General features: G+C 73.1%; 3 protein-coding genes. All 3 read left to right on the top strand.

Features of this window, described 5'->3' with window-relative positions:
- Positions 1-26 precede the first annotated feature (26 nt).
- The gene (locus ACFV2J_RS35300) at positions 27-9392 is read left to right on the top strand and encodes a type I polyketide synthase (RefSeq protein ID WP_385442531.1); all 9366 of its coding nucleotides are present in this window, start codon (positions 27-29) and stop codon (positions 9390-9392) included.
- 215 nt (positions 9393-9607) lie between these two features.
- Complete coding sequence (locus ACFV2J_RS35295) at positions 9608-10915, top strand: cytochrome P450 (protein ID WP_385090223.1); 1308 nt, start codon at positions 9608-9610, stop codon at positions 10913-10915.
- Positions 10916-10980: 65 nt separating this feature from the next.
- Complete coding sequence (locus ACFV2J_RS35290) at positions 10981-12216, top strand: macrolide family glycosyltransferase (protein WP_385090226.1); 1236 nt, start codon at positions 10981-10983, stop codon at positions 12214-12216.
- The last annotated feature ends 397 nt before the right edge of the window (positions 12217-12613 follow it).

Raw genomic sequence — 12613 nt, 5'->3', positions numbered from 1 at the left:
CCGAAGCAAGAACAGTGGAGCTGAGTATGCCCACCTCCGAGGAACGCGTCGTCGCGGCCCTGCGCGCGTCGCTGGTCGAGAACGAGCGGCTGCGCAAGCAGAACGACCGCCTCGCCCGCGCGGCCACCGAACCGGTGGCCGTCGTCGGCATGGCCTGCCGCTACCCGGGAGACGTCCACTCGCCCGAGGACCTGTGGCGGCTCGTGGCCGACGGCCGGGACGCGATGACCGGATTCCCGGAGGACCGCGGCTGGGACCTGGCCGAGGCCTCCACCGACGCGGCGGCCCTGCGCGGCGGATTCGTGGCCTCCGCGACCGAGTTCGACGCCGGCTTCTTCGGCATCTCGCCCCGCGAGGCCCTCGCCATGGACCCGCAGCAGCGCCTCACCCTGGAGGCGTCCTGGGAGGCCCTGGAGCGGGCGGGCATCGACGCCGCCGCCGTACGCGGCAGCCGCACCGGGGTCTTCGTCGGATGCAGCAACCAGAACTACGGCTCCGCGAGCGGACGTGAGCTGCCCGAAGGCATCGAGGGCCACCTGCTCACCGGCAACGCCGCGAGCGTGGTCTCGGGCCGGGTCTCCTACGTCCTCGGTCTCGAAGGCCCCGCGGTCACCGTCGACACGGCCTGCTCCTCGTCGCTGGTCGCCCTGCACCTGGCCGTGCAGGCGCTGCGGTCGGGGGAGTGCGACCTCGCCCTCGCCGGCGGTGTGACCGTGATGTCCACCCCCGACGTGTTCGCCGAGTTCGACCGCCAGGGCGGCCTCGCGGGCGACGGGCGGTGCAAGGCCTTCGCGGAGGGCGCGGACGGTACAGGGTGGGGGGAAGGCGTCGGCGTCCTGCTCGTGGAGCGCCTCTCGGACGCGCGGCGCAACAACCACCCCGTACTGGCGGTGGTGCGGGGCTCCGCGGTGAACCAGGACGGTGCGTCGAACGGCCTGACGGCGCCGAACGGCCCTTCCCAGCAGCGCGTCATCCGCGCGGCACTGACCGGTGCGGGACTCTCCGCGTCGGACGTGGACGCCGTGGAGGCACACGGCACCGGCACCTCCCTGGGCGACCCGATCGAGGCACACGCCCTGCTCGCCACCTACGGCAAGGACCGTGACGCCGAACGGCCGCTGTGGCTCGGCTCCGTGAAGTCGAACATCGGCCACACCCAGGCCGCCGCCGGTGTCGCGGGCGTGATCAAGATGGTGGAGGCGATGCGCCACGGCGTCCTGCCCGCCACCCTGCACGTCGACGAGCCCTCGACCCACATCGACTGGGAGGCGGGCGAGGTCCGCCTCCTCACCGCACCGCGCTCCTGGCCCGAGACCGGCCGCCCCCGCACCGCGGCGGTCTCCGCCTTCGGCGTCAGCGGGACCAACGCCCACGTCATCCTGGAACAGGACACCCCGACACCCGCACCCGCACCGGAACCGGCCCCGGACCCGGCACATGACCCGGCACACCCGGCACAGGGACAGGTCCCCGTCGCCGTACCGCCCGTGGTCCCGTGGCTCCTCTCCGCCCGCACCCCTCACGCGCTGCGCGCACAGGCCCGCGTGCTGTCGGCCTTCCTGACCGGACATCCCGACCACAGTTCCGTCGACGTCGGCTGGTCGTTGCTGACCACCCGGTCGACGTTCGACCACCGCGCCGTCGTCCTCGGCGGCGACCGCACCGACCTCCTCGACGGCCTGCGCAGCCTCGCCGAGAACGAGACGACACCCCGCGCCGTGACCGGCCACAGCCACGACGAGGGCAAGCTCGCCTTCCTCTTCTCCGGCCAGGGCGCACAACGCCTGGGCATGGGGCGGGAGTTGTACGAGGCGTATCCCGTGTTCGCGGCAGCCTTCGACGCGGTGTGCGCGGAGTTGGACGAGGGTCTGCGGGAGGTCGTGTTCGGTGAGGACGCGGAGCTGCTGAACGAGACGGGCTGGACTCAGCCCGCGTTGTTCGCGATCGAGGTGGCGTTGTTCCGGCTGGTGGAGTCGTGGGGGATGAGTCCCGACTTCCTGGTGGGCCACTCGGTGGGTGAACTTGCCGCCGCGCACGTGGCCGGGGTGTTCTCGCTCGAAGACGCCTGCCGGCTGGTGTCGGCGCGTGGTCGTCTGATGCAGGAACTTCCCTCCGGTGGTGCGATGTTCGCGCTTGAGGCCGCCGAGGACGAGGTCCTGCCGCTGCTGGAGGGCTGGGAGAGCGAGGTGTCCGTCGCCGCGGTCAACGGCCCCCTCTCAGTGGTGATCTCCGGTGTCGAAGCGGTGGCGGAGGCCATCGCCCAGGAGATAGCCGCCCTGGGCCGCCGCACCTCCCGTCTGCGCGTCTCGCACGCCTTCCACTCGCCGCTGATGGAACCGATGCTGGCCGAGTTCCGCACGGTCGCCGAGAGCGTGACGTATGCGCCGGCCCGTATCGCGGTCGTCTCGAACCTGACCGGACAGGCCGCCGGTGCGGGGGAGTTGGACTCCGCCGACTACTGGGTCCGGCATGTCCGGGAGGCCGTGAGGTTCGCCGACGGAGTACGCACGCTGGCGGAGCGGGGTGTCACCCGGTTCGTGGAGCTCGGCCCCGACGGCACCCTCACCGCCCTCGCCCAGCCCTGCGTCCCCTCCGACGACGGGATGCTCTTCACTCCGCTCCTGCACAAGACCGGATCCGAACCGGCGGCCGTCCTGCGTGGCCTGGGCCGACTGCACGCGCACGGTGCGCCGGTCGGCTGGGAGACGTTCTTCGCGGGAACCGGTGCGGCGGCCGTGGAACTGCCCACGTACGCCTTCCAGCGTGAGCGTTACTGGCTCGACCCGTCCGCACCGGCGCCGAGGCCCGGCGCCGACTCCTGGCGCTACGCCATCACCTGGAAGCCTCTGGCCCAGTTCTCCGGAACCGCGCCCGCCCAGTCCCCGGGCCCGCGGCTGGTGCTCGTCCCGCAGGAACGCGACGAGCGGGCCGACACCACGATCCGCGCCGTACTCGAAGGCCTCGCGGCGCACGGGTTCGAGCTGCGGCAGATCGAGGTGCCGCACCCCGCGTCCGGGACGGCCCGTGCTGACCTGGCGGCCCGACTCAATGACGCCCACGACGAGTCCGCGCCCGTCACGGCCGTCCTGTCGCTGCTCCCGCTGGCCGAGGACCGGGCAGGGGTGGCTGCGGCCACGGCCACCCTGGTCCAGGCGCTCACGGACAGCGGACTGCGCGGTCCGGTGTGGTCACTGACGCGCGGAGCCGTCTCCGTCGGACGTTCCGACGCGGTCACGGCACCCGAGCAGGCGGCGGTGTGGGGGCTCGGCCGGGTCGCGGCCCTCGAACACCCCGACCTCTGGGGCGGACTCGTGGACCTTCCGGACGACCTCGACGAACGGGCGGTCGCACGGCTCGCCGCGGTCCTCACCGAACTGCCCGGCGCGGCGCCCGGCGCATCCGCCGAGTCCGCCGGGGCCACCGACTCTGCCGGGTCCGGGTCGGCCGGGTTCGGCGAGGACCAGGTGGCGGTCCGCGACTCCGGCGTCTTCGGACGCAGGCTGTCGAGGCCCCGTCCCACCCCGCTGGACGCGTGGCAGCCCCGCGGAACGGTCCTCGTCACCGGAGGCACGGGCGCCATCGGCGCCCGGGTCGCACGCTGGGCGGTCGAGCGCGGCGCCGAGGAGATCGTCCTGGTGAGCCGGCGGGGCCCCGACGCGCCCGGCGCCCCGGAACTCGAAACGGCCCTGCGCGCGATGGGCGCCCGGGTCACGGTCGCCGCGGCCGACGTGTCCGTCAGGGAAGAGGTCGCCGCGCTCCTCGAACGGCACCCCGTGGACGCCGTGCTGCACACCGCGGGCGTCCTCGACGACGCCGTCATAGGCGGCACCGATCCCCAGCGCATCCGGCACGTCATGCGGGCCAAGGCCGAGGCGGCCCTGCACCTCGACGAACTGACGAGGGACCGCGAGCTGTCGGCCTTCGTCCTCTTCTCGTCGCTCGCCGGCGTCCTGGGCAACGCCGGACAGGGCGCGTACGCCGCCGCCAACGCGGTCCTCGACGCGCTCGCCGAGCGCCGTCGCGCCGAGGGGCTGCCCGCCACCTCCGTCGCCTGGGGCCCCTGGGCCGGGGGGGGGGGGGGCGCGGGCGCCCCGCGCGGGCGCCCGCGGCGCCCCGGCGCCGTGGCGTCACTCGACCCGGACCTGGCCGTCGCCGCCCTCGCGACGGCCCTGGACTCGGGCGCGACCACCGAGTTCGTGGCCGACATCGACTGGCCCCGGTTCGCACCGGCCTTCACGTCGATCCGGCCGAGCGCACTCCTGCGGGAACTTCCGGAGGCCACCCCCTCCCCGTCCGCCGACCGGCCGGCACCGGGCGGCATGGACAGTCCCGGCGCCCGTATCGGAACTCTCCCGCGCGAGGCCGGCGTCCGGGCCGCCGTGGAGCTGATCCGTGCTCGCGCGGCGGCGGTGCTGGGTCATGCCGACGCGGAGGCCGTCCCGGCCGACCGCGCGTTCCGCGAACTGGGCGTGGATTCACTCATCGCGGTGGAACTGCGCAACGTACTGGGCGCGGAGTGCGGGGTACGGCTGCCCGCCACCGTGGTCTTCGACCATCCGACCCCGACGGCTCTGGCGGAGTTCCTGTACGGCGAGTTGGGCGGCACCGTCGACGAGGTGCCCGGCACGTCCGTGAGCGTGGCGGTGGCGGGCGACCCGGTGGCGATCGTCGGGATGGCGTGCCGGTTCCCCGGCGGGGTCGACTCCCCGGAGACCTTGTGGAGCCTGCTGGCGGAGGGGCGCGACGGCATGACCGGCTTCCCCGACGACCGGGGCTGGGAAGGGCTCGGCGCGGTCTACGGCTATGACGCCGCAGACTTCGCCCGGGTCGGCGGGTTCCTGTCGGGCGTGGGCTCGTTCGACGCGGGCTTCTTCGGCATCTCGCCGCGTGAGGCGCTCGCCATGGACCCGCAGCAGCGTCTGCTGCTGGAGACGTCGTGGGAGGCCGTCGAGCGGGCGGGCGTCGACCCGCGGTCGTTGCGCGGTTCGCGGACCGGCGTGTTCGCCGGGACGAACGGCCAGGACTACCCGGCGTTGCTGTCGCTGTCGGACGGAGACTTCGGCGGGTACGTGGGCACCGGCAACGCGGCGAGCGTGTTCTCCGGCCGGGTCTCCTATGTGCTGGGTCTGGAAGGTCCCGCGGTGACCGTGGACACGGCCTGCTCGGCGTCGCTGGTCGCCCTGCACCTGGCCGTGCAGGCGCTGCGGTCGGGGGAGTGCGATCTCGCGCTCGCCGGTGGGGTGACCGTGATGTCGACCCCGGGCGCGTTCGCGGAGTTCAGCCGTCAGGGCGGGCTGGCGGGGGACGGTCGGTGCAAGGCGTTCGCGGAGGGTGCGGACGGTACGGGCTGGGGCGAAGGCGTGGGCGTGCTGCTGGTGGAGCGGTTGTCGGACGCGCGCGCCAACGGTCACCCTGTCCTCGCCGTGGTGCGTGGCTCCGCGGTGAATCAGGACGGTGCGTCGAACGGTCTGACGGCGCCGAACGGTCCTTCCCAGCAGCGAGTCATCCGGGCGGCGCTCGCGAGTGCGGGTCTGTCGGCGTCGGACGTGGACGCGGTCGAGGCGCACGGCACCGGCACCTCTCTCGGTGATCCGATCGAGGCGCAGGCCCTGCTGGCCACCTACGGCAAGGACCGTGACGCCGAACGGCCGTTGTGGCTGGGCTCGGTGAAGTCGAACATCGGTCACACCCAGGCCGCCGCCGGTGTGGCGGGTGTGATCAAGATGGTGGAGGCGATGCGCCATGGCGTGCTGCCGGCCACCCTGCACGTCGACGAGCCGTCGTCGCACGTCGACTGGGCCGCGGGTGAGGTCAGGCTGCTGGCCGAGTCGGTGGACTGGCCGGAGACGGAGCGTCCTCGTCGGGCGGGGGTCTCCTCGTTCGGGCTGAGCGGCACGAACGCGCACGTGGTGCTGGAACAGGCGGAGCCCGCTGTCCTAGACACGGACACCGTGATCCCTCCGGCGCCGTCCGTCACCCCGTGGGTGGTCTCCGGCCAGAGCCCCGCCGCCCTGCGGGACCAGGCGGACCGCCTGCTGCACCATCTGCGGGCACGTCCGGAGCTGAACCCCGCCGATGTGGCCCTGTCGCTCGTCGGGTCGCGGTCGGCCTTCGACAACCGCGCAGTGGTGCGCGGAACGGATCGCGAGGAACTCCTCGCGGGCCTTGCCGCCCTGGCCCGCGGCGAGACGCTGCCGGACGTGGCGCAGGCAGCCGTGACCGCCGGCAAGCTCGCCTTTCTCTTCTCCGGGCAGGGTGCGCAACGTCTCGGCATGGGACGGGAGTTGTACGACTCCTTCCCGGTGTTCGCCGAAGCTTTCGACGCGGTGTGTGGGCACTTGGATGAGGGTCTGCGGGAGGTCGTGTTCGGTGAGGACGCCGAGCTGCTGAACGAGACGGGCTGGACTCAGCCCGCGTTGTTCGCGGTCGAGGTGGCGTTGTTCCGGCTGGTGGAGTCGTGGGGGATGAGCCCTGACTTCCTGGTGGGTCATTCGGTGGGTGAGCTGGCTGCCGCGCATGTGGCGGGGGTGTTCTCGCTGGAGGACGCGTGCCGGCTGGTGTCGGCGCGCGGCCGGTTGATGCAGGAGCTTCCCTCCGGTGGTGCGATGTTCGCGCTGGAGGCGTCCGAGGACGAAGTCCTGCCGCTGCTGGCGGACGGGGTGTCGGTCGCTGCGGTCAACGGTCCGCGTTCGGTGGTGATCTCCGGTGTCGAGGTGGTGGCGGAGGCCATCGCGCAGCAGATAGCCGCGATGGGCCGCCGTACTTCGCGCCTGCGGGTCTCGCACGCTTTCCACTCGCCGTTGATGGAACCGATGCTGGCCGAGTTCCGTACGGTCGCCGAGAGCGTGACCTACGGCGAGCCGCGCATCCCGCTCGTCTCGAATCTGACCGGACAGTCCGCCGGTGCGGGGGAGTTGGAGAACGCCGACTACTGGGTGCGGCATGTCCGTGAGGCCGTACGGTTCGCCGACGGGATCGAGTGGCTGGCCGCGAACGGCGTCACCCGCTTCGTGGAGCTCGGCCCCGACGGCACCCTCACCGCCCTCGCCCAGACCGGCGTCCCTTCCGACGGCGGTGAGGACACGCTGTTCGCGTCGGTCCTGCGCAAGGACCGTTCCGAGACGGACACCGTCCTGGCCGCCGTGTCGCGGGCGTTCACACACGGTGCCGCCGTCGACTGGCCCGCACTGCTGGCCGGTTTCGGCGCGCGGCGGGTGGAACTGCCGACGTACGCCTTCCAGCGTGAGCGTTACTGGCCCGAGCCCGCCGCACACCGTGTGTCGGGGACGGACGCGAATCCGCTCGACGCGAGTTTCTGGGCGGCCGTGGAACGCGGCGACGCCCACGACCTCGCCGAGGTCCTGGGCGTGGACGAGGCCGAACTCGACGCCGTCGTACCGGCGTTGTCCGCCTGGCGGCGCGGCGCGACCGAGCGGAACCTGGTCGACGGCTGGCGCTACCGCATCGAGTGGCAGCCCCGCACCGCCCAGTCGCTCATGGCCTCGGACACCGGCCGCCGACTGCTGCTCCAGCCGGCCGACGAAGACCCGGTGCTCGACGGCGTCGAGGAGTTCCTCCCTGGCGTGGAGCGGGTCCTCTACGACCCCGACGCGGGGCGAGCCGAACTGGGCCGTGTGCTGGCCGACGCCGCCGCGGGTGACCCCGTCGTCGCGGTCCTCTTCCGCCCGGCGGACGAGACGGCCTCCCTGACGGTCGTCCAGGCGCTGGGCGACGCGGGAGTGACCGCGCCGCTGTGGCTGCTCACGCACGGTGCCGTGTCCGTCGGTACCCCCTCCGAAGGCGTCGTCGACCCGGCACGGGCCGCCCTGTGGGGCTTCGGCAGGGTCGCCGCCCTGGAACACCCCGACCGCTGGGGCGGCCTCGTCGACCTCCCTGCGCACGCGGACCGGAGCACCCTCGCGAGCCTCGCCGCGGTCGTCGCCGACGCCGGCGAGGACCAGGTCGCCGTACGCGGCGCCGCCCTGTACGTCCGCCGCCTCTCCCACGCCCCCGTGCCCGGCGGCGTGCCCGCCTGGGAGCCGTCGGCCGAGAACTGGCGCGCCCCGGAGCGGGTGCTCGTGACGGGCGGCACGGGCGGAGTCGGCGCACGCCTGGCCCGTTGGCTGGTGGGGCGCGGCGCGGCGGAGTTGGTGCTGACCGGGCGGCGCGGCCCGGAGGCCCCCGGTGCGGCCGAACTGGTCGAGGAGCTGGAGGGGTTGGGCGCGCGGGTGGTGGTGGAGGCGTGTGACACGGGTGATGTGGAGGCGGTCGCGGGTCTGTTGTCCCGGTATCCGGTCGAGGCGGTGTTCCATGCCGCGGGTGTGCTGGACGACGATCTGATCGACCGGTTGACTCCGGAGCGGGTCGCCGCTGTCCTGGCGGCGAAGGCTGTGGGTGCCGATCATCTTGATGCTCTGACGCGGGACTTGGACTTGTCGGCGTTCGTGGTGTTCTCCTCGATCGCCGGTGTGTGGGGCAGTGGTGGCCAGTCCGCGTACGCCGCGGCCAACGCCCACCTCGACGCTCTTGTGGAGCGGCGTCGGATTGATGGACTTGCCGGTACCGCCGTGGCGTGGGGGCCGTGGGGCGGCGGAGGGATGGTGACGGACGAGGGTGCCGCGGAGTTGGTGCGCCGGGGTCTGCGGGTGATGGACCCGGACCGGGCGCTGACCGGGCTCGGGCGGGCGCTGGACGTCGGGGACACCACCGTCGTGGTCGCCGACGTCGACTGGGAGAAGTTCCTCGCGCCGTTCACGGCCCGCCGCCCCAGCCCGCTGCTGTCCGCCCTCCCGGAGGCGCGGGCCGCCGCGGCCCCCGGGGACACGGAGACCGCCCCCGACGCCCCACGCCCCCTGGTCGAGAAGCTGACCGCGGCGCCCGCCGAGGCACGGCTCCAACTGGTGCAGGACCACGTGCGAGGCGTCGCCGCCACGGCGCTCGGCTTCGACGGGATGTCGGGCGTCGAACCCACCAAGGCGTTCCGGGAGATGGGCTTCGACTCGCTGACCGCCGTGGAACTGCGCGACCAGCTCAACGCCGACACCGGTCTGCGACTGCCGACCACCCTCGTGTTCGACCACCCCACCCCCGCCGACCTCGCCCGCCACCTGGCCGGTGAGCTCTTCGGAGGCGGACAGGCCAACGCCACCGCACTGCTCGCGGAGATGGAACACGCGGTCGCCAGGATCATCGGCTCCGACCCCGGGCAGGACGTGAGGATCCTGCTCAAGGCGAGGCTCAAGGCGTTCCTCACCGAGGTCGAGGACCTGGAGTCCGACCCCGGCGGCCCGGACGACGGGACGAGGTCGGCGGTGTCCATGGCCGACCAGTTGGACGACGCCACGGACGAGGAACTGTTCGACTTCATCAGCCGGCAACTCGACCAGTCGTAGGAACGCGAACCGGACCGGGCAGGCGCGAGCCGTCCCGCACAAGGCGGTCCGCGCTGCGCTCTCGAAACGGATCCGATATTCGGCGACTAGGGGAATTCAGGGTTTTCCGCGGCATTTCCAGCGGCCTTCTCGACGGCGTCAAACAGAGCTTCGTACCGTGCTGTTCGTGATGGTGCACGTCGGTTCCTCGAGGGAATTTCAGATACGGAGAGCGTATGTTGATCAGTACCGAGCGGATCGGCAGTGACCTGCGAGCGGGAGCCGTTTCCCTGACGACGCGGACCGTGGTGCGGGCGATGGCACTGTCCGGTGATCCCGTCATGCGGATCCTGGGCCGCCGCGCGCCGGCCGACCCCTATCCGGAGTACGAGCGGATCAGGGCGCGGGGCAGGGTGAGCCGGCACCCGCTGGGCCTGCACGTCACGGCGGACCACGCGATCAGCCGGGCCGCGCTGCGCGATCACCGTCTGGGCGTGGGGCCGACGACGAAGCGGCCCGGTGCCCTGGACTGGCTGGTCGCGTCCGGGGAGGAGGAGCAGCTGTTCCACCCCATCGACGAGTCGCTGCTGGTGCTCAACCCGCCCGAGCACACCAGGCTCCGCCGGATCGCGGGTCCGCTGTTCACCCCGCACGCGATGCGGGACCTGACCCCGTCCGTCGAGAAAGTCGTGACCCGGATTCTGGACGAGGTCGCGGAACGCGAACAGTTCGACCTGGTCGCGGACTTCGCCCGGCGGATACCCCTGGAAGTGATTTGCGACCTGTTCGCCGTTCCGGGAGCGGACCGTGACACCTTCGTACGGTGGGGCGGTGTTCTGGCCAACACACTCGACGGTATTCGCACCTTCGGCGAACGGCGTGACGTACGCCGCGCACTGGCGGAGATGACCGAGTTCCTCGGCGCCCTCGTCGAGGAGCGGCGCCGGGAGCCGGGCGACGACCTGGTGAGCCGGCTCGCGGCGGCCGCGCCCGAAGGGGAGCCGCTGGACGGCCGTACGCTCGTCGTGCTCGTCGGGATGCTGCTGATCGCCGGGTTCGAGACCGTGGTCAACGCGATCGCCGGGGCGGCCGTCGCGCTGCTGGACCACCCCGACCAGAAGGCCCTGCTGCTGGACGACCTCGATCTCGCCGCCGAGGCGGTCGAGGAGTTCCTGCGCTACGAACCGCCGGTCCAGGTGCTGCTGCGCGTCGCGCAGGAGCCGCTCGTACTCGGCGGGGCCGAGCTGCCGACCGGGGCCATGCTCGCGATCGCGATCGGCGGCGCGAACCGGGACCCGGCGGTGTTCGACGACCCGCACCGCTTCGACCTGCGCCGCCCCAACAAACGCGACCACCTGGCCTTCTCGGCCGGCATCCACTACTGCCTGGGCGCGGGGCTGGCACGGCTGGAGAGCGAACTCGCCCTGCGGCACCTGTTCTCCCGCATGCCCCGGCTGGCCCTGGCCGGCAAGCCGCAGCTGCGTCCCATCCGCAACATCCGCGGCCCCGGCACCGTCCCGGTCCGGGCCCGGGGCACCCGGTGAACTCCGCCGCCGGGGCCCGCGCACCGCGTTCCCGCGCCGGCGGTCCACGTTCCCAGGAGGCTCCCGTGCCCGGTCACATCCTCGTCCTCGACATCCCGGCGCAGGGCCACATGCGGCCCGCGCTGGCGGTCACCGAGGAACTCGTGCGGCGCGGACACCGGGTGAGCTTCCTGACCGTGGAGGGCTTCGCCCCCGCCGTGCGGGCGACCGGCGCCACCGCGCTGGTCCACGACTCGCTGCTGACGCAGGCCCTGAGCCCGGGGCAGTACAGGGAACTCACCCCCGACGTGCTCGCGTGGTCGGCCGTGCTGTTCCTCAAGGAGAGCGTCAAACTGGTGGAACTGGCCCGCCGGCTCTTCGCCGACGACGTGCCGGACCTGGTGTTCTACGACATGATCGTCTCCTCGGCGGGGCGCGCGCTGGGCAGGCTGTGGGACCGGCCCGCGGTGCAGTCCACCCCCTCGATGGCGTCCAACGACCACTACTCGCAGGTGCGGGAGATCGCCGGGTTCTCCGGCGTCGCCACCGACCACCCGGCCGTGGTCGAACTCCTCTCCCTGGCCGCGAAGTTCGCCGCCGACCTCGGCATCGACATGTCCCCGGAGTCCCTGGTGGGCTGGCGGGCCGACCGCAACGTGGTCTACGCGCCCCGGGAGTTCCAGCCGGCCGGCGACACCTTCGGCGAGGAGTCGGCGTTCGTCGGACCCTGCTTCTCCTCGCAGTACACGAAGGGGACCTGGGACGCGCCCGCCGACGGACTGCCGCTCGTCGTACTCTCGATGGGCACCCTCTACAACGACCAGGCCGACTTCTTCCGTACCTGCGTCCGCGCCTTCGAGGGCCGGCCGTGGCACGCGGTCATCACCGTCGGCAACGGCACCGACCCCCGCCGCCTCGGCCCGCTGCCCCCCAACGTGGAGGCCCACGCGTGGATCCCCCAGCTGGCGGCGCTGCGACGGGCCGAGGTCTTCGTCACGGCCGCGGGACTGGGCAGCATGATGGAGTCGTTGTACGCGGGCACCCCGCCGGTGCTGGTCCCGCTGGTGCCGGAGACCCGGGTGCTGTCCCGCCGCGCGGCCGAGCTCGGGCTCGGCACCGTGCTCGACCCGGCCGGCATCACCGCGGACACCCTGCTGGACGCGGTGGAGCGGACCGCCGCGGACAGGGGACTGCGCGAACGGGTACGGCGTATGCCCGCGGTGATGGAACGGGCCGGCGGCGCGCCGCGGGCGGCACGGGCCCTGGAGGCGCTGCTGCCCACGCCCGCTGAACAACGCCCCCGTCCCGGACGCCTGTTGTAGAGCAGCACCACCACCCTGCCTGCCGGACATGACCGGACGGATGCGCCCCGCCGCTCAACGCCCGTCTCCGGGACGGCCGTCGCAGGGTCCTGTAACTGCGGCCCGTACAGCCGCCCGGTACTTCTGGCCGGTACTGCTGTCCGTACCGGCCGGGCGCGGCAGAAGGGTGCTGCCGCTGAACGCGGTGGACGGACGCGCCCCGCCCAACGCCCGTGCGCCGCGCGCCCGTTGCCCGGACGGCCGGACGGCGGCCGGGCGGACGGAGGCCGTGGCCGTCCGGCCCTCACCACGTGGGACGGCGGGGGCCGGTGATCACCGGCCCCCGCCCGGGGTTCCCGCGGGGTCGCCCGGGGGTATGTGGCGGGCGGTGGGGGGGGCGCGTCACGCAGGTCGACCG

This window comes from Streptomyces sp. NPDC059668 (genome assembly GCF_042734135.1).
In the GTDB taxonomy this organism is placed as follows: Bacteria; Actinomycetota; Actinomycetes; order Streptomycetales; family Streptomycetaceae; genus Streptomyces.
Note: the sequence above shows the minus strand (reverse complement) of the source record. Positions and strands in the feature narration are given on the sequence as shown.

Bases quoted from the DNA above. Each gene is read 5' to 3' on its own strand.
- ACFV2J_RS35300 (WP_385442531.1), top strand. From the start codon at position 27: ATGCCCACCTCCGAGGAACGCGTCGTCGCGGCCCTGCGCGCGTCGCTG.
- ACFV2J_RS35295 (WP_385090223.1), top strand. From the start codon at position 9,608: ATGTTGATCAGTACCGAGCGGATCGGCAGTGACCTGCGAGCGGGAGCC.